The organism is Alteromonas sp. MMG017 (assembly GCF_018100795.1).
Lineage (GTDB): Bacteria > Pseudomonadota > Gammaproteobacteria > Enterobacterales > Alteromonadaceae > Alteromonas.
The window spans coordinates 94,524-112,895 of record NZ_JAGJDY010000005.1 but is presented as its reverse complement, the minus strand read 5'-3'; the positions used below and the strand labels follow the sequence as shown (position 1 = coordinate 112,895).

Sequence of the window (18,372 nt, the reverse complement as noted above, 5' to 3'; positions counted from 1 at the left end):
TACCACAAACACAAATGATAAACATTCACATTCAGGAGTTATTTTTAAGAAAAAAATAGCTGTATTGATAAATTGTAGAGAAGAAAATCTTTATTAACCGCCAAAAGGTAGATAGATATAGGTTCCATATCCCAAGCAAGCAACAACAGCAGATGTGAAAAACCACGCTACCCACCCCATCTTTTGTAAAGCGACTTGCCAGACCTGAAACGGTGTATTGGGTAGTGATCTAAGTGTTAGCCGGGCATTTTTCATCGGTGTGCTTTTTGAAGGAATACTTTTCCCTTTTCGCACTACTCGCCCTATTCGTAATCCGTACATGTAAGTGCCCGTTATACAAAGACCTGTAAGAAAAGCACCAAATATAAAATACAGAAGCTTACTGACTAACTTAGCCGTACTCCCTTGCACTTCCCCCCACACACCAAAATGTAACGGGTCTGCTGCTTCTGAAATACGAGTATGTAATGACAAATCACTGCCATCTTGCTTGAAAACGGCTTCAGCAGAAACGGGGTCAAATTGAATAGTGTTCGCTCGGTTTCGTACCAGTATTGCACTAGCTTGCCCTTGAAACGCTACTACCCCACCCGCTTTGTTAGGAAAGCGCACTTCTTGGATGCTAAGCGCTGGGAATTGCACGCGGGCAATATGCAGCATAGTGTTAAGCGAGTCTTGCGTTGGCATTACAGGTTCATTTAACGCGGCATCGGTTACTGCGTAACCTTTGTCTGTACTCGGTGCGGCAGCGCCCCAACGCTCAGCTAAATACCAGCTGCCGGTAAGCCCTATCACAAGCAAAAACCACAAGCTCCAAACACCCACGATTCGATGTAAGTCGCCCCAACGGGTTTGTCTGTGTTGCCAACGAGGCTTGCGAAAGAAACCCTTCCACCAACGCCTGTATATATACAGGCTAGAGATAAGTAGCGCTAAGATAGCAATAGAAAAGGCACTAACAATGGTAATACCAAGGGTTAGCGGCAACATTAGATGCCGGTGGGTTACACGAAAAAAACGCTGCCAATTTAACCAGCGTCCGTCACCTAAATACTCACCGGTTGTGGGATGAAAAAACAAGCGATGCCGCAAGTTATCCTTATCTCGATAAATAACTTCTGCACTGAACCAAGGGTGAAGAGGCGCATGGATAGATTCTATTTTTCGTACAGGGGTGTTTAATTGCGCGGTTTCACTAATAGCTTGTACATAAACCGCCTGCCAATTCATTTCACTTACGGTTGATGGGGCAACCCGTTTTGCTGGGTTAGCTAACCAATCAATTTCGTGTGACACCACAGAAAGTGTGCCGGTAGCTACAATGAAACACAGCAGGATGGAAAGCTTAACGCCCACCCAACTGTGAATAGAAAACCATGCAGACTTGCTTAGCACTTATTAAAAGTTATATTGAAGCTGCGCGATAATTTCGCGAGGTTGCCCTGGGAAGTGGCCATTTCTTTCGCTAAATCCACTTACTGCATATTCTTTATCAAACAGGTTGTTCACGTTTACACTAAGTAAAACCGCGTCCCATCGGGTTGTCCAGCTTGCATCAAATACAGTGAAAGGCTTCACCTTTTGTGCATCTGCGCTTATTTGCTCGCTCACATAATTCACCCCAAAAGCAATCGATGAGTTGATACTGTCGATGGCATATCTTGTCCACAAACCTGCTTGATGACGAGGTGCATTTACAAACCTATCACCCGCACCAAAAGTGTTACTTGAGCTACCGTCAACCACGATAGTATCGTTATACGCGTAATTCGCAGTTACGCTGAGGGTATTGCTTATATCGCCTACCAAGGTAAATTCAGCACCGTCACTTTCTACGACACCAAAATTGATAAGTGCTGACTCGGTATCGTCATTCACGCCTTCAATATAGTCAGGGTTGCTATACACTAAGTTTTCTTTACTTATGTGGTACACAGCGAATGTGGTCATAATGCTGCGGTTCAACCATTCGTTTTTCACACCGAACTCAATGGCATCACCGCTAACCGGCTCTAGTGCAGTAACATTGGCATCAGCTTGGTCAGTAGCATCAACAGGGTTAAAACTTTCTGAATAGTTGGCGTACATCGACATGGTGTCAAAAGGCTTATACGTAATACCGGCACGATAAGTGACGTCTGAATCGTCGTATTCGGTGCCAGTTTCTTTGTCTCGCTCGTCAAACCTATCGAAGCGTGCGCCAGCCATCACAATAATATTATTTGTTAGGTGCACCATATCCTGAACGTACAGCCCCTGACGATTACGACGTATGCCGTCTCTTTCTAAGTCGGTCAGGTTATAAGTACTAGGATCGGTTTCGCCATAATTTAAGGTGAAGATATTTAGGTTGGCCACGCCGTCAGCCTCATATCGAGCACGCAAGTAATCGTATTCTGTGTCCATATAGTGCCAATCGCCACCAAACAGGAACTGATGCTCCATACCCGCTGCGTTGAAATCGTAAACAAAGTCGGTAGTTAAGCTGACTTCATCGTTAGCGCGATATTGGTCTCGATATTCACGTTGAATAGTCTCGTCATCAATATTAGCTTCGCCGTCACCGTTAACATCAACCCAACTACGAGACTCGTGATAAGCCTGATCTCGCTCGTTCGTTAAATAGCGAAGGGTAGAATTAACCTTTAATGCGTCGCTAAAGGTATGTGCCAACTGGGTTTGAAAAACAAATGCTTCCATATCTTGAAAGTCACTTTCTTCATTCGCGTTATAGGTTAAATCCACAAGGAAGTCACCTTCATCATCTACCGGTACGCCGCGAAGTCGGTGACCTCCTAGGTTTTGTACTATGTAATCGAAGGTGGTGGTTAATCGAGTATTGTCGCTAACATCGTAAAGTAAGCCGCCCGCTAGTTCGATATTTTCCATATCTGCGTTATTTCTAAAGCTATCTTGCGCTTCATAAAAGCCACCAATTCGATAGGCTACATCTTCGGTTAGCCCACCTGTCGCTTCACCTGAAATACCGCGAAGGTCGTAGTTCCCACCCGTTAGGGTTATTTCTTTATTTTCGGTAAAGGTAGGTTTTTTAGTGACGTAGTTAATCATGCCACCAGGTTCCCCACCGCCGTATAACGCTGCCGCAGGACCTTTCAGCACTTCTACTCTGGCTACATTGAATAAGTCAGGCACACTGAAACCTGAGTAAGGGTCGCCCCTTACACCATCATAAAATACGTTGTCTTCGTCTCGAAAACCGCGAAATGTCACGCCGGAATAACTGTACTCGCTGACGCCAGCGATAGAGCGATACAAGTCGGTGATATCACGTGCAGCCTGGTCAGCAATAAGCTGCGCACTAAGTACTTGTGCAGACATAGGAATATCTATGAGATCGGCATCAGTTTTAGTACCAATTTTGGTTTTGGTATCTAAATAGAATTGTTGTGCTCTGCCCTTTACTTCTACTCGTTCTACCGTGTCAGGTTCACCCGATTGAGCCTGTCCCTCAGATTCAGCGTGAACTGCAGCTTTAGCGGGAACAACAGCCTGAGCGTAAACAACTGTAGAGCTAAGCCCAAGAGAAACGAACCCAGATAAGCCAGAAAGAAAAATTCCAAGAGAGGTAGCGCTGCGCGACATTTTCATATTCCACTAAAGTATAAAGGGATAAAATTTGGCGCGCACTTTAAACCAAATGAGAATCATTTTCAATTGAGTTTTAAGAACTTTACTTTTATTAAATTATTTATCGCGATATGTTAAACAATTCCACCATTAGCTCGTAACACTTGCCCATTAACCCAATGCCCTTGGTCACTGGCTAAAAAGTTAACTACATTGGCAATGTCTTCTGGCTGCCCTAGCCTTTCCATAGGACTCATATTGGCAAGTTTATCGATGAACTCTTGTGATTTACCTTTAGTAAACAAATCAGTTTCAGTAGGCCCGGGCGCGACACAATTTACCGCGATATCCTTACCTCTAAGCTCTTTTGATAAAATAGCCGACATGGTTTCAACCGCAGATTTTGTAGCAGCATAAACGCCATAACGCTCTAATTTAAGGCCTACGACACTGGTGGATAAATTAATAATGCTACCGCCCTCACTAAGGTGAGTCGATGCTAAGCGAAGCATGTTAAATACCCCTTTCATATTAACGTCGAACTGTTTATTAAAATCTTCATCGCTCGTTTCACTCAGCGGTGAAAGCGCCATAATGCCCGCATTATTCACCAGTACATCTACTTTACCGAATTCCTGTAACGATGCTTTAAACAAGCTTTCTGCCTGAGTGGATTTCGACACATCAGCTTGCACCGCAATCGCTTGCCCGCCTTTGCTTTTAATCTGTTCAACGAGTTCGTTTGCTGCATCAGCACTACTGGCATAATTAATCACCACGGCAAAATTATTTGACGCTAACTTTTCAACGATGCTTGCGCCAATGCCTTTCGCGCCGCCTGTTACTAAGGCTACTTTTACATTTTCCATATGCCACCTACTGTTTAAATTTTTCAAATACTGGGTCAAATACTGAGTAGATACGGGTTCAAATACTGTGTTAATCAATGCTGCATTAACCGAGCGCACAAACCTACCTACATATTCATACCCACGCCAAAGGCAGAAGGATTGATTTTGATTTGCATTGGAAAAGTTAAACTTTAGTCTACTGCCACTTTAAAGTATTTTGCGCAAAAAATGCGCACTTGTCACAACCCTAGTTGCAAGGAGCAGTAAAGGTGAACTCGGCAATATTGATAGGCGCACTCGTCTGCTTACTGGCTAATCTAGTGTTTTACGCAGGCTGTCCGAACCAACAATGGTTTAAGAAAAGGCCGCTACCATTTAAAACTGCACTGTTAATTGCCTTGGCGATATTGATCTTAAGCACGACAATATTCACCTTATCGTTTTCATTACCTGCCGCCATCTATACCGTTATCACGCTGTGTATGCTGCTGTTGGGGACCATTCCGTTCTTTACCCGTTACACCGCGCCACTTAAATCTGTGCGCTCTCGCGGTACAGGGCTCACCAGAGATGAGAGTTACACCACCTTTAAGGCGCACTGGTGGCTAAAAATTATTGGTGCAACATTAATTAGTTTTCCCTTTGCGCTATTCACTAGCAGTTTGATTAGTTTTCTTTTCTTTCTCACACGCCTCTTGATGTGAAGAGCCAATTTTTGATGTGGCTAATAGCCCCTTTATGGTTAAGCCTTATCTTTTTTACTAGAAAACCTTGGCCACTACTGGCTCTGCTTTCGCTTATTACACTGTTTGAATTTTCCGTTTTACAGGTTCTGGGGTAACACCAATGAAATTACAGAATTATAAAAGCTATCAGCAAGTACACATTTGGACCGGCATTATTTCAGGCTTACTGTTATTCATTTGCTTTGTGGCCGGAGCATTAACCATGTTCAAGGCGCCATTGAACGTATGGGCTATGCATGATAAGCGAATTGCATTTACCAAAGATTTACACTTAGTAATGAAAGAGTTATAGCGAAATAGCAAAGTTTATTAGCCTCTAATTTTTAGTTTGTATTTAATACCAACTAGAAACTATCCGTTAGGTGCTAGATCAAACGCTATCTAGCAGATTCAAGCGTTCGTATTTACTAATACAATTAATGTTCGTATATTTGCATCAGTATTTTCTAAAAACTAACTATCCATGTAATTGCTTGTAAAATCAGTATTTCATCGGTAAGCGTTTTGTCGGAAGACCATCTATAAGCTTGGTAATTATTACGACAAGGGTGTAATTGAAGAAATTAGAAGTGTTTACGCTGTGTGGCTGACACGGTTAACAAGGAGGTTTGTATAAACTAGGATGCTGATAATTAAAAGTATATATCTAACCGCGGTTAGATATGTTTTCAAAGGAACTCGTGTAGGGTTAAAGATAACTCAAAAGGAATTTATAAAAATGCAAACAACGTCACATCGAGTATATAAACCAACACAAGCATATATCTTCGCAACATGGGCTTCTCTTGCGATTGGGGTTATTGGCTACCTTGTTGGATTATGGAACGCCAACATTCTACTCAATGAAAAAGGCTATTATTTAGCAATATTCATTCTAGCTATGTTTTCAGCTGTAACCTTACAAAAGACGGTAAGAGATAAACAAGAAGGCTTACCAACCACCACTGTTTTCGTTGGCATGTGCTGGGCAGCTTTTTTTAGTGCTGTTGCCCTGCTGGGTATAGGCCTTTTTAACGCCGACATGTTTCTAAGTGAAAAAGGATTTTACGGCATGGCATTTATACTCAGCTTATTTTCTATCATTACCGTTCAGAAAAATATCCGTGACTTAACCAATGACGATGGAAGCACTTCATCTTCAGCTTACCCTGGGGTAGCGAATAGTATCGATGTAGCGCTTGAAACCACTGACATAGTCGGCGAGTAAATCGAAATGGGGTCAGAGTACTTTACTGGTTACTAATATACTCTGGCCCTACTATTTAGCGATCTTCTTCCGAAAGTAGGAACCTATTCTTCCATTCGTAAACTGCCAACATGCCGACAAATAATGCTTCCCCACAGATAAAAAACACACCAATTGGGCTTGCTATGTGGGCATACAAAACGACGATAGCAGCACATATGACAACCCAAACGCTATTTGCGATGGCAAGAGCCTTAATGCTCATCAAGCTTTTCTTGTGTGACAATGCCAGCGCTAATGCATAACAACCATATATAGTGTTTGCACTTGCTAGGAAAAGAATAGTGTTATGAGGTAAGCGATAAAGCTCACTAATCCATCCCGCGAAAGCAAATAAAGCCAAGCCCACAGCTAAACCAGCACTACCATCTATGTGTAAGATGCTGATGCTTTTACGCCATATCATCAGGGCTCCTTAGAGTTGTCCTATTATTCCATTAGGAAAGTGAACTTCGAAATAGCTGCAAATCCGCGTTAGACCACTCAATTGAAGACATCCCCTATTCAGCAAACGTCTAACTATTAAACATTCATACTACAAAGTGACTCAAAAACAGGGAGCAGAGTACATAAATGTTATTTCGCGGCACCTATTTGTTTAATTTGCACTCAGCAACTTAGAAATTTTGCTAATTCTTGCAGCGATGTCGGTGTACATTTCATCTTCTTCACCTATCTGCCTATTTATTTCATTAAGTGTATTCAAAGCTTCTGACAGCGAGCCACTCTTTTCATAGGCCAACGCAAGCGTTGACATATATTCAAGATTTTCAGGTCTTTGCTTTAGCACCGCGTGTAAATATTTGATGGCTTCATTGGGGTTGTTACGCTCATGCAGTTCATATAGCGCGGCATCAGAGAGTTGCCAGTCTTTAGCTACTATATGGTAACCATACATGTCGCTTAATGATGCAAAGTGAGCAGCAACTGCATCGTATCCAGATAAATAAGCTTCATAAGGCACATCCCACGACGGGTAGAGGTGCCTAAAAGCGTGATAGGTACCAATAATTTGGGTTACTTGGTGGGGCTCTTGTGAAAAGTAATCAATTTTATAGCGAAGACCTTTAGGTGTGTGTTGATTTAAGGCAGTATCAATAAACTTAATGCCTTCTAGCATTGCTTTACCCTCTTGAGATTTAACTTCCGCATTCCCTTCATTTCCAATATTCAGGTAAAGCACACTGTGATTACTTTGTTGTTGGCCCGTAAATGATACAAGGGATTTAGCCACTAACTTCTCATCCCAAAACAAACTAGGGCTAAACGCAAAGTAGGCATCAAATAGGTCTGGAGCTGAATAAAATGCGTGGGCCACTAGCAGGCCGCCGAAAGAGTGACCAGAAAATATTCTGTATTCTTCGGTTCTAAAATTAGCATCTACGTAGGGAATAACTTCCGTTTCAATAAATTTCAGATATGTATCTGCGCCACCACTATTTTCTGCATATTTGGGGTCATTGGTGGGGGTGAAATCCCGATCTCTATCATTTGTAGACACCCCAACAATAATCATTTGAGGCGCGTTGTTGTAACCAACTAAGGGGTCGAGAATACCGGAATTCAATGTGATACCTACAGGCGCATCTAATAAATACAACACTGGATAGGCATAGTCAGCATTCTCATGGTAATAAAGGGGAAGCTGAATAAACAGCGAGAGCTGCTCATTTAACGCTGTAGAGACAATTTTTCTTTCTTCTATTTCTCTGACAGCATCGGCACTGGCGTGCTGAGTAAACATCAATATCAGAACAATGAATATCCATTTCATAGCGCTACTCCATTTTAGGGGGCAAGTGGCTTTGGCGAGCCATTCCAATCTTTTTATTACATTCTCATAACTCGAGCGATAGCTAAATTAATTCTCTGATACGTCTACTCTTTAAAAGCAACCACTTCTATCTCAACCAGGTGGTTGGGGCTATAGAGCCTTTGTACTTCTACTAGCGTAGAGCTAGGGTATTGGCCCCCTTTAAACTTTTCTTTTCGCACCTTACCCAGCTTTTTAAACGCTTCAATATCAGTGGTATAAATTACCTGCTTTACGATACTTTCCATGCCTAGGTTATTATCTTTCAAGGTATTTTGTATAAGGGTATAGATTTCCCTTACTTGCTCTTCCAGTGTAGCTTTATCACTTGCGATACCAGATAAGTAAACGTTGTTACCTGCAATAACCACTTGGGAGTAACCAATGTCTTGCTCCCACGGGTTATACATTTTCCTCTCTATTTTGGTATCAGCAGTAGAAACAGAACAAAAGAGCGATGTTGAGCTAAGAAGTACGAGATTTCGAACCAGTTTGAGCAACAATTGAGTTCTCCTAAATAAATGAAAAGGGGGGCAGAGTACGCTTGATTAAAATACTCTGCCCCATCATATTTTGAGCGCCTTATAATGTGTCTAAAAATTCGGTAATTGAAGCTTTTAGCGCTGCATCGTCTTTAATCAACACTAATGCTTCTTCACTCAACCTTCTAGCGCGAACTTTATCTCCACGGCATTTATAAGCTTTGGCAAGGTTAAACTTTACCTGTGCTGAATCAGGATAAAGCGAGGCATTGTAGTTAAGGATTGCCATGCCTTTTTCAGGCTGCTTCACTCCGTTCGTCATGTAGTCAGCGGCGAAGTTCAGAGAACCTATACCGGGCTTGACCTCATAATATAGGTCGGAAGATAACTTTTTATAGTGTGCCGATATTTCCTCGGGGCCATTTTCCATTACAGGGAAGGACAATACCCAGTTTCGATATAGCGCATTCGTTGCGTTCACAAGCCCAGTTATATTGGTTGCTACATGAGGCAATGTAGGAAAAACCTCACTTTTCACTCTTAGCCCTGGAATAGATTTTTCCTCAAAAAAAGCGCTTAACTCTAAAAAAGAATCCCTCATTGTGTTTCGTGTTGTGTATTCACTTACAACAACTTCATCACCTAAATTCATATAAATGAACTGGTTTAAGGTTCTGCGTGATGAAATATACTCTTTTAGTTTTTTAACTGTCGCGTTATCTCCCCAATGGAGAGATGGACTAAAAGCATAATGAGCAGTAAATAGTTCTGGCCTAGCTTGAACAGCATATAAAGAGAATAATCCGCCTAATGAGTGCCCTTGAAGTATTTTAAAATCGGAAGTTTTATAGTTTGAATCAACAAAGGGAATAAGCTCTTTTTCTATATAATCTAGAAAGTTATCAGCTTTACCGCTTTCAACGTCAACGGTAGCGTGAGGGCTTGGAGTGTAATCTCTAATGCGATCCTCATTGTCGATTGTGACAACAATGGTTTCAGGTATTAGCCCATCAGCATAAAATTGAGCAATAACGGCACTAACCATATTCTTATAATACTTGCCGTCCAATGCATATAAAACAGGGTACCTATGATCCCCGTCACTATCATAGTTTTCAGGTAGGTATACAGTAAACTTCTGTTCCTCATCGAGAGCGCTTGAGTTCAGCACTTGCTCTTCTACAACAAATTGTTGTGCTAGTGATATTTGCGCCCCGCAAACCATTACCGCAACGGTGAGTAGTAATTTCCTTAATACTTTCATGACATCCTTAATCACACTTTTGAAAACTAAAAGGGGTCAGAGTCTGAGGGATCCCCACGAATTTAATGTCATGAGTTCCCAGCCCAAGCCCCGTCGATGATGGAGCTGTACCATTTGAGTGCAGCTTTCCACTGTCGCATAGAGAACCGTATTCGGCAAGCTATAGCCCTGAGTCCAAGGTAGTGGAATGAGAGTACGCTTCTTGTTTCGGTATTGACTTGGAAGCGCCGATGCTTATTCGAAGAGACGAGCACCATTCCCAGTAATATAGCCACGAGTGACGCTAACGTCGCAAGCAATATCAATATGCTAAGGCGGCTCTTTTTCACAGTTTTACTTTGTTCATAACCAAGTCCGAACTTGGTGCTTTTCATGTCTCTGAAGCCCTCTTCAATCTGCATGCGCTGGCGATAAATAGCCACAACTTGTTTCGATAAGCTTCGGTGAGGTGCCAGTGATGTCGCTAACAGCCACGGGTCTTTTGCTCCTTGTGCGTGAACTTTCGAACGCTTTGATGCCTTGCGTGTACCATCTGGATTTGAAGCGTGGCGTCCTTTCGTTTTCTGTTTAAAGAGAATAAGCGTACAGGCAAAGGGGTTGCTTCTTACTATTTGGCTGTTACCAAAACGCTTCGGTCGACAGGTCGCTTGGGCGTAGAGGTGGCGTATACACTGCCAACTATTACCGCTGTTGAGCGAGTAATAGTGAGGTTTGCGAACGCGTCCGACAACGTCCCATCCCAGCGCTAAGACTTCTCTAAACCAGGGCGATTTATACCCTGCGTCGGTGACGATAATGGGCCGACAGTGGGATGGTAATATGGCATGCAGCGTCTTTAAGAATGCCTTGTGCGTAGCTGGCTTTTCTTTAGTCTTGTTGCAGTGCACTTCTTGATAAAGTGTGATGGGTCTACCTTTTAAAGATATTGCCGCGCGTAAAAGAAAATGTGCTTTACGGTCATCTAGATCTGACCAGTCGATTGAGATAACAGGGCGTGAAGTGCTGCCACAAAATAGTTGGCAGATAGATGCGTAGATAAGCGGTGTTTCGTTTAACAAATGTGGGTTTGAAAGCAAACGGTCTGCACGTTTAATCCGGTGCTTTTCAAAGGCTTTAGTATTAATCCCTCGACCTATACTCGTTACAGTAGCCGCGCTTCCGTTAAGCAAGCTTCTGACGCACGCTGTTACCGCATCTAGTCGAGCTTTATGCACGTTGTAGCTGACAAGCGAAACGACTTTGTTCACAATAGATAAGGCATTCATGGTTGTTTGGTCTCGGTGATTTTTGGCGATTGACCTGATCACCAAACATCATGAATGTTCCTATCTTTTTTATCTCACTGATATCGCTATATTATTTGTGGGGATACCTCAGACTCTGAGCCCCATTATTTAACATTTATTCAGTAAACGTCCACGCCACAAAGCGGCTTTGTTTTTGGCCTTGCCCCATATCTATTTTTAAAAATTTCGTTGCACCGTAGTAATTTATACTGGTCTCGATGGGTTTTAGGTGTTCGCTTTTAGACACTAAGCAGGTAAACCAATCTACTTGTGATTTGTACTTTACACTTTCAATAATCATGCGCTGAATGAAGGCAAGTTCGCCCCCTTCGCACCACAGTTCGTTGCCGGTTCCTGCAAAATTTAGCTTTATGTTACTGATATCGGGCTTCGTTTTAGCAAAGGTCTTCGCGTTTGTACTAGCATTGGCATGAGCGTTAATATCAATACGAGGCTTTTTACCACTTCGCTTGTGCTTATTTCCCTTAAGGCCAATGGCTTTACGCTCGCTTCCCAATGCTGCCGCTTCGGCAGATTTATGAAACGGCGGGTTACACATAGTAAAAGTGAAGTGCTCGTTAGGCTGAATAATACCTTCAAAGATTTTCGCTTTATTCGGCTGCTTTCGAACCGACAATAAAGGGGTAAGCTTTGGGTTTTTGTTAGCGATTGATTTGGCTGATTTTACCGAAACCGCATCAATGTCGCTTCCCACAAACTGCCAACCATAGCTTTGACTGCCAATAATGGGGTAAATAGCATTAGCGCCTATACCTACATCCAGTCCTTTTACGCTATTCCCTTTCGGTATTACGCCTTTATTGGTAGACGCCAGTATATCAGCAATGCCGTGAATATAATCGGCACGGCCAGGAACAGGAGGGCATAAATATCCATTGGGTATGTCCCACGTTTTCAACCCGTAGTAATGAATTAGCAATGCTGCATTGAGGGCTTTAACCGCATCTTGGTTGGCAAAATCGATACTCTTTTTACCGCTTTTTGCGTTAATCACATAGCCCGACAATGCAGGGTGTGCTTGGCAAAGCGCTGCCATTGGGTAACCATCTTTATGCACATTACGAACATGCATTGTATTGCCAGCCTTAGGTGAAGATTTTGACGAAGGCTTAGGCGAACTTTTTGCTTTGGCTCTGGTTTTACTGGTTGAGCTTGAGTTGCTATCAGGTGTGGAGTCTACCAAGGCGACTATCCTATTTTTAGGTATTTGGCTAAGTGAATTTCTAAATAAATGTTTAGTCGGCCTCGAGGCTACAAGCACCACATCAGAAATAACTAAATAGATGAGAAAAGGCTATTTTATAACAGTATCGCTAGGGCTATCCCCGAGTAAGAACCGAGCGCCCGCCCCTTTCTCGGCAATGCGATCGTGCTTATTGTACAGCTTGCACTTATCTAAAGACAAACACCCACAACCAATACAGCCCTCTAGCGAGGATTTTAACGCCGTAAGTTCAGCGATGCGCGTCGTAATGTGTGCGTTAAATACTTCACTAAGCGTAGCCCAATCTTCCTTATTCGGCGTACGATTGTCTGGCAGGGTTTGCAGTAGTTGTCGAATATCATCAAGTGCATACCCCATGTTTTGTGCAATCAAAATAAACGATACCCTTCGAATGACTGAACGAGGAAACATTCTATTTCCTCCTTGGGTTCGCACAGAAGGAATAAGGGATTCATTGGCGTAATAGCGAATAAGCGATACTGCGTTACCGGTTCGCTTTGCGACAAAGCCAATACTTACTAGGGGTTCAGGTGCCATTTTAAAAAAATTCGCATTTAATACTTGATCTAAAGTTAACTTAAGATATTAAGCTGTTGTTGTCTATTAATCCACTGCGCTTTTATCCACAAACGTTAGCGCGTAAAAACACACAACAGTAAATAAGGAAATACGATGCAAGCAGCCTCACTAGAACACGCCAATATTACGGTAACTAACCCTGATGCCATAGCTGATGCCTTATGCCAATTGTTCAACTGGCATATACGCTGGAGCGGTCCAGCTAAGGACGATGGCTATACGGTACATGTGGGTTCGGATATCGCTTACTTGGCGTTATATAAGCCAAAGCAGCTTGGCTCGAACCAAGGTAGCTTAAGTGGAGTACTTGATGATGCTCACGCTGCCCCCCCCTTCGATCACACTACCGTAGCCCACGTTAATCATTTAGGCATTGTGGTTGACAATTTAGACGAGGTAGAAAAAAAGGTATTCGTGTTAGGGTTTGATACCTATAACCATGGCGATTACGAGCCAGGAAGACGCTTTTATTTCATGATTGGAGAAGGACTTGAGGCTGAAGTGGTGTCTTATACTAGCTAAAAATAATGGGGTCAGAGTTGATTTAAATGTACTCTGACCTCCTTTTCTTATTCTACCTCACCCTCATTAGGCGCTAAACCGCCGCCTAGCACTTTATAAAGCGTGATGCGATTTGATAGGTCTTCCTGACGAGTGGTAATAAGCGACTGACTGGCACTGTACATAGTACGTTGCGATTCCAATGCAGTTTGAAAACTATCTACGCCATTTTCATAACGCGCAACGGACAACTCATAGCTTCGCGTTGAAGCCTCAACCAAAGCGTCTTCCGCATCAAGTTGGTCTTGAATTGTAGCGCGCCTAGCTAGTGCATCAGCAACTTCGGTAAATGCACTTTGAATAGCATATTCATAAGCCGCTAAGTATTTCTGCTGCTGAGCCTCACTGTAAGCTAAATTTGCTTCGTTCTCGCCACCATCGAATATTGGCAAACTAATACTAGGCGCTATACTCCATATAGAACTGGCCCCGCCACTGAAAATATTCGATAAAACTGAGCTAGCCAACCCGCCAGTTGCGGTAAGCGATATTGTGGGAAAGAACGCAGCGCGAGCGGCCCCAATATTTGCATTCGCGGCTTTCAAATTATACTCAGCCGACAATACATCAGGGCGGTTAAGTAGTACTTCTGATGACACATCCGCCGGCACGTCTGTGACTAATTGATTACTATCTGGCAATGAATAAGCCAGCAAGCTATCGTCGAAGTCTTCACCGACTAATAAGCGAAGCGCGTTGATATCTTGTTCTACCTGAGTTCGATAACTGGCGATATCAGAACGAGCAGAATAATAAATAGTTTCAGCACTAGCCACATCTATACGTGAATCTACTCCGTAAGATAACCGTTTATTGGTGATCTCCATCGCTTGTTGAGCGTTGGTCGCTGTTTGCTCGGCAAGTGTAAGCAAATTACTATCAGCCGCCAACGTCAACCACGCATTGGCAATCTCACCAATCAGCGTTATTTTGGCCGCCTTTGCCGTTTCGGCGGTAGCAAGATATGTTTCCATTTCTGCTGTAGTTAAACTGCGATTTTTACCGAATAAATCTATCTCATAACTGCTGAACCCGGCTTCTGCTTCATAGGTAGTACTGACGTCTCCCGTTGAAGCCTTTGACCGATTCCCACTTAAACTTGCATCTACATCAGGGAATAAATCTGATCGTTGAATTCGATATGTGGCTCTAGCTGACTCTACATCAGCTAATGCTTCTTGAAGGGTTCTACTGCTGTTTAACCCTATATCGATTAGGCTTACTAAGCGTTCATCTTTAATAAAGTCTTTCCATGGAATATCTAAAGCTTGCTGTGAAGACAATCCTTGCGTTTCTTCTACCTGTTTAAGCTGCCATTCATTGGCGACCGATGAGTCTGAACGCTCATAATCTGGTGCCATAGAACTACACCCTGCTAACACTATCGCAGCAGCAATAGGCAGTAACTTAGCGCTGCCTATTGATTTAACAAGGTATTTTTTAGCACGCATTCTTACAGTAGAGAGTTGAGAATGCTGTGTTTTTAAATAATTAGTCATGGCCATTCTCCAACTGCTTTTGAGATGAGACTTGTTCTGTATGTTTATTGATTGTATCGCTGTAAACTGGGCGACGAGCTGGGAATAAGCCGCGTACTAATACAAAAAACATAGGAACCAAAAATATACCCAATAAGGTTGCCGTTAATGTCCCGCCAATAATACCTGTACCTATTGATATACGACTATTTGCCCCAGCCCCCGTCGAGGTAGCCAAGGGTAAAATACCGAACATGAAGGCCAACGATGTCATAATAATTGGGCGCAATCTTAGACGAGCAGCGTTTACCGCAGCGTCAATCAACGACATTCCTTTTTGGTAAGACTCTTCTGCAAACTCAACAATTAATATGGCGTTCTTGGCTGCAAGACCAATCGTCGTCAAAAGTGCGACCTGAAAATAGATATCATTTTCTAGTCCTCTTAATGTAGAGGCTAATGCGGCCCCCACTACACCTAAAGGAATAACCATAATGACCGAAAACGGCACAGACCAGCTTTCATACAAGGCAGCTAATGCAAGGAACACCACTAAGATAGATATGGCGTACAATATGGTCGACTGACCACTTGCAATTTTTTCTTGGTAAGACAGCCCGCTCCAAGAGTAAGCCAATTTACCTTGGCCTACCTCTTCAACTAAACGCTCCATTTCAGCCATTGCTTCGCCTGAACTAACACCGGTGGCAGCAGAACCTTGAATTTGATAAGACGCGATGCCGTTGAAGCGAGATAAGCTTTGAGGCGCACTTGACCAAGAATACGTGCTAAACGTTTCAAACGAGGTCATTGTGATCTCGCCATCGGCATTGCTACCACGAACATACCAATCGTTTAAATCTCGAGGTTTGGAGCGGTATTGTGCATCACTCTCGACGTACACTTTTTTCACTCTACCATCATCGATAAAGTCATTGACATAACTTCCAGCCCAAGCCGCAGTTAGCGTATTTGAAATATCCGACATCGCTAGACCCAGGGCATTTGCCTTACTATTATCAATATCAATGTTTAGTTGAGGCGTATTACTTAATGCCCCTTCACGAACGCTAGTGATGAGTTCGCTTTGTTGTGCACGGCTCATCAACTCGTTTTTTAACGCAGTTAACTCATCACGGCTGGTCCCTGCTGCAGCCTGTAGCTCAAACGTAAAACCGTTGCTTTGTCCTAAACCTTGAATAACCGCTTGATTTAAAGCAAACACACTTGCATCGCGTATCCCCGATAAATTTTTGTTAATACGATTAATGAGCGCATCAGCACTTTCATCGTCTTCGGTACGATCATCCCACGGGTAGAGTGAAATAAAGCCCATTCCCGCATTTTGCCCGGTTCCTGAAAAGTTAAAGCCAGAAATAGAAAAAGCTCTATCAACAACGTCAGATTCTTCATTTAATAGGTAATCTTCCACTTGCGATACGGCTGCGCTAGTGCGTTTAATAGAAGCACCTTCTGCTAGATTGACTTGAAACATAATGCTTCCCTGATCTTCATTAGGTAGGAAGCCTGTTGGCATACGAATGATCAAGATACTCAGTCCGCCGATGATAATTGCATACACCACTAACCAACGAACTTTTTGGTTAACAATCTTACCCACACGGCTCGAATATGATGTTGTTAACTTATCAAACATCGCATTAAATTTAGCGAAAAAGCTCGTGCGCTTAGTCTTACGCTGATTTTTATCAGTGCTATCTTTAGGCGATTTATGCTTAAGAAGGGTGGCACACAGTGTTGGGCTTAGCGTTAATGCAACAATAACCGACAATATCATCGAAGATACGATAGCCACTGAGAATTGCTTATAAATTACGCCTGTAGAGCCCCCAAAGAACGCCATTGGAAGAAATACAGCAGAGAGCACAACAGCAATACCAATTAAGGCTCCTGTAATTTCTGACATGGATTTTATTGTGGCATCTCGCGGCGAAAGGTTCTCATCTTCCATTAGTCGTTCAACGTTTTCTACTACAACTATGGCATCGTCAACCAGAAGACCGATAGACAACACAATACCGAACATGGTCAACGTATTAATAGAAAAGCCAAAGGCTGATAGCACCCCAAAAGTGCCAAGTAAAACCACAGGAACCGCAATAGCGGGAATAAGCGTGGCACGCCAGTTCTGCAAGAACAACCACATAACTAACACAACGAGTACAACCGCCTCAGCCAAGGTGTGCACCACTTCAGTGATAGAAATTTTAATAAATTCAGTACTGTCTTTGGGGAAAGCAATTTCATAACCCGCTGGCATATTAGCGGCCAATTCTGCCACTTTATTTTTAACTGCTGTTGCCGTATCTAGCGCATTTGCACCCGGCGACAGCATTATTGCTATACCAGAAGCGGGGTGACTATTTAAGCGAGAAATAACGCCATAGCTTTCACTTCCTTTTTCTACTCTAGCGACATCACTCAATAAAACATTTGCACCTGTTGAACTGTATTTAAGAATAATATTGCGGAACTCATCGGCGGTTGACATCATCGATTGCGCCGTGACCGTCGCATTTAATTCTTGGTTTGGTAGTGTGGGGCTAGCACCAAGGCTACCCGCGGGCACTTGTACGTTTTGCGCCGTTAATGCGCTAGTGACATCTGAGGGCATGAGGTCATAGGCAGCCAGTTTTGTTGGGTCCAACCAAATACGCATCGCGTATTCTGATCCAAATACTCGGGTATCGCCCACCCCTTCAACACGTGCTAAGGAATCTTCCATGTTAGAAGAAATATAATCTGAAATATCGGCAGCTGTAACTTGATCATTTGCATCATAGACCGACACAACAAGTAAGAAGTCGGTATTTGATTTGGTAACTGTCACCCCTTCAGATTGCACTGCTTCAGGGAAACGAGAGCTTACTTGCTCCACTTTATTTTGCACCTGCACCTGCGCATAATCAGCATCGGTGTTTTGTTCAAAAGTGATATCTACTGATGCAGAGCCATCTGACGTACTTGACGATGAAAAATACAATAAACCATCAAGCCCGGTTAGTTGTTGTTCCAAAATCTGCGTAACACTGTTTTCTACGGTTTGGGCATCTGCGCCTGTATAGGTAGTGCTAACACTAATAACAGGAGGAGCAACACTAGGGTATTGCGCGATGGGTAGTGACATTATTGATGCCAAACCCGTTAGCATAATGATGATAGATATAACCCACGCAAAAACGGGGCGGTCGATAAAAAAACGCGCAAACAT

General features: G+C 42.9%; 16 protein-coding genes. 4 read left to right on the top strand and 12 right to left on the bottom strand.

The genetic code is table 11. The features are described 5' to 3' along the window. Nucleotides 1–93: 93 nt before the first annotated feature. The 3 genes from J8L84_RS09380 to J8L84_RS09370 form a co-directional block, all read right to left on the bottom strand. Entirely contained in the window at nucleotides 94–1,395 is a 1,302-nt protein-coding gene (locus tag J8L84_RS09380; protein ID WP_211070471.1) for a PepSY-associated TM helix domain-containing protein, read from the bottom strand. A gap of 3 nt (nucleotides 1,396–1,398) precedes the next feature. Next, nucleotides 1,399–3,603 (bottom strand): TonB-dependent siderophore receptor, encoded by a 2,205-nt coding sequence (locus J8L84_RS09375; RefSeq protein WP_211070470.1) that lies wholly within the window; start codon nucleotides 3,601–3,603, stop codon nucleotides 1,399–1,401. A 119-nt stretch (nucleotides 3,604–3,722) separates the two neighbouring features. Continuing rightward, on the bottom strand, nucleotides 3,723–4,457 hold the full coding sequence (locus J8L84_RS09370; protein ID WP_211070469.1) for an SDR family oxidoreductase: 735 nt from the start codon (nucleotides 4,455–4,457) through the stop codon (nucleotides 3,723–3,725). A 251-nt stretch (nucleotides 4,458–4,708) separates the two neighbouring features. Between J8L84_RS09370 and J8L84_RS09365 the strand changes: the two genes are divergently transcribed. From J8L84_RS09365 to yiaA, 3 genes are all read left to right on the top strand, one after another. Then, nucleotides 4,709–5,143: a hypothetical protein gene (locus tag J8L84_RS09365; RefSeq protein WP_211070468.1), complete on the top strand. Its 435-nt coding sequence runs from the start codon at nucleotides 4,709–4,711 to the stop codon at nucleotides 5,141–5,143. 142 nt (nucleotides 5,144–5,285) lie between these two features. Beyond that, a complete protein-coding gene (locus J8L84_RS20580; protein ID WP_211070467.1) occupies nucleotides 5,286–5,477 on the top strand; it encodes a PepSY-associated TM helix domain-containing protein in 192 nt (63 codons plus the stop codon). Nucleotides 5,478–5,903: 426 nt separating this feature from the next. Then, nucleotides 5,904–6,392 carry an inner membrane protein YiaA gene (gene yiaA, locus J8L84_RS09355; protein ID WP_211070466.1) on the top strand — a complete coding sequence of 163 codons (489 nt, stop codon included), beginning with the start codon at nucleotides 5,904–5,906 and terminating at the stop codon, nucleotides 6,390–6,392. A gap of 55 nt (nucleotides 6,393–6,447) precedes the next feature. Here yiaA and J8L84_RS09350 read toward each other — a convergent pair whose 3' ends face one another. From J8L84_RS09350 to soxR, 7 genes are all read right to left on the bottom strand, one after another. Next, complete coding sequence (locus J8L84_RS09350) at nucleotides 6,448–6,837, bottom strand: hypothetical protein (protein WP_247670679.1); 390 nt, start codon at nucleotides 6,835–6,837, stop codon at nucleotides 6,448–6,450. A 192-nt stretch (nucleotides 6,838–7,029) separates the two neighbouring features. Then, nucleotides 7,030–8,205 (bottom strand): alpha/beta hydrolase-fold protein, encoded by a 1,176-nt coding sequence (locus J8L84_RS09345; protein ID WP_211070465.1) that lies wholly within the window; start codon nucleotides 8,203–8,205, stop codon nucleotides 7,030–7,032. A 104-nt stretch (nucleotides 8,206–8,309) separates the two neighbouring features. Next, nucleotides 8,310–8,654 (bottom strand): RidA family protein, encoded by a 345-nt coding sequence (locus J8L84_RS09340; RefSeq protein WP_211070464.1) that lies wholly within the window; start codon nucleotides 8,652–8,654, stop codon nucleotides 8,310–8,312. 172 nt (nucleotides 8,655–8,826) lie between these two features. After that, complete coding sequence (locus J8L84_RS09335; protein WP_211070463.1) at nucleotides 8,827–9,990, bottom strand: alpha/beta hydrolase-fold protein; 1,164 nt, start codon at nucleotides 9,988–9,990, stop codon at nucleotides 8,827–8,829. A gap of 68 nt (nucleotides 9,991–10,058) precedes the next feature. After that, nucleotides 10,059–11,255 carry an IS4 family transposase gene (locus tag J8L84_RS09330; RefSeq protein WP_211070462.1) on the bottom strand — a complete coding sequence of 399 codons (1,197 nt, stop codon included), beginning with the start codon at nucleotides 11,253–11,255 and terminating at the stop codon, nucleotides 10,059–10,061. Between the two features lie 136 nt (nucleotides 11,256–11,391). Then, complete coding sequence (gene rlmF / locus J8L84_RS09325) at nucleotides 11,392–12,369, bottom strand: 23S rRNA (adenine(1618)-N(6))-methyltransferase RlmF (protein ID WP_211070651.1); 978 nt, start codon at nucleotides 12,367–12,369, stop codon at nucleotides 11,392–11,394. 222 nt (nucleotides 12,370–12,591) lie between these two features. Beyond that, on the bottom strand, nucleotides 12,592–13,059 hold the full coding sequence (gene soxR, locus J8L84_RS09320; RefSeq protein WP_211070461.1) for a redox-sensitive transcriptional activator SoxR: 468 nt from the start codon (nucleotides 13,057–13,059) through the stop codon (nucleotides 12,592–12,594). Nucleotides 13,060–13,194: 135 nt separating this feature from the next. Between soxR and J8L84_RS09315 the strand changes: the two genes are divergently transcribed. Next, complete coding sequence (locus J8L84_RS09315) at nucleotides 13,195–13,623, top strand: VOC family protein (RefSeq protein ID WP_211070460.1); 429 nt, start codon at nucleotides 13,195–13,197, stop codon at nucleotides 13,621–13,623. Between the two features lie 47 nt (nucleotides 13,624–13,670). Here J8L84_RS09315 and J8L84_RS09310 read toward each other — a convergent pair whose 3' ends face one another. Both J8L84_RS09310 and J8L84_RS09305 read right to left on the bottom strand, forming a co-directional pair. Beyond that, nucleotides 13,671–15,113 (bottom strand): efflux transporter outer membrane subunit, encoded by a 1,443-nt coding sequence (locus J8L84_RS09310; protein ID WP_211070650.1) that lies wholly within the window; start codon nucleotides 15,111–15,113, stop codon nucleotides 13,671–13,673. Between the two features lie 40 nt (nucleotides 15,114–15,153). After that, the gene (locus J8L84_RS09305; protein WP_211070459.1) at nucleotides 15,154–18,372 is read right to left on the bottom strand and encodes an efflux RND transporter permease subunit; all 3,219 of its coding nucleotides are present in this window, start codon (nucleotides 18,370–18,372) and stop codon (nucleotides 15,154–15,156) included.

Coding starts and splice junctions, on each gene's coding strand:
- rlmF (WP_211070651.1), bottom strand. CDS start 12,369: ATGCATGTTCGTAATGTGCATAAAGATGGTTACCCAATGGCAGCGCTT.
- J8L84_RS09310 (WP_211070650.1), bottom strand. CDS start 15,113: ATGCGTGCTAAAAAATACCTTGTTAAATCAATAGGCAGCGCTAAGTTA.
- J8L84_RS09375 (WP_211070470.1), bottom strand. CDS start 3,603: ATGTCGCGCAGCGCTACCTCTCTTGGAATTTTTCTTTCTGGCTTATCT.
- J8L84_RS20580 (WP_211070467.1), top strand. CDS start 5,286: ATGAAATTACAGAATTATAAAAGCTATCAGCAAGTACACATTTGGACC.
- soxR (WP_211070461.1), bottom strand. CDS start 13,059: ATGGCACCTGAACCCCTAGTAAGTATTGGCTTTGTCGCAAAGCGAACC.
- J8L84_RS09335 (WP_211070463.1), bottom strand. CDS start 9,990: ATGAAAGTATTAAGGAAATTACTACTCACCGTTGCGGTAATGGTTTGC.
- J8L84_RS09350 (WP_247670679.1), bottom strand. CDS start 6,837: ATGATATGGCGTAAAAGCATCAGCATCTTACACATAGATGGTAGTGCT.
- yiaA (WP_211070466.1), top strand. CDS start 5,904: ATGCAAACAACGTCACATCGAGTATATAAACCAACACAAGCATATATC.
- J8L84_RS09345 (WP_211070465.1), bottom strand. CDS start 8,205: ATGAAATGGATATTCATTGTTCTGATATTGATGTTTACTCAGCACGCC.
- J8L84_RS09315 (WP_211070460.1), top strand. CDS start 13,195: ATGCAAGCAGCCTCACTAGAACACGCCAATATTACGGTAACTAACCCT.
- J8L84_RS09370 (WP_211070469.1), bottom strand. CDS start 4,457: ATGGAAAATGTAAAAGTAGCCTTAGTAACAGGCGGCGCGAAAGGCATT.
- J8L84_RS09330 (WP_211070462.1), bottom strand. CDS start 11,255: ATGAATGCCTTATCTATTGTGAACAAAGTCGTTTCGCTTGTCAGCTAC.
- J8L84_RS09305 (WP_211070459.1), bottom strand. CDS start 18,372: ATGTTTGCGCGTTTTTTTATCGACCGCCCCGTTTTTGCGTGGGTTATA.
- J8L84_RS09340 (WP_211070464.1), bottom strand. CDS start 8,654: ATGTATAACCCGTGGGAGCAAGACATTGGTTACTCCCAAGTGGTTATT.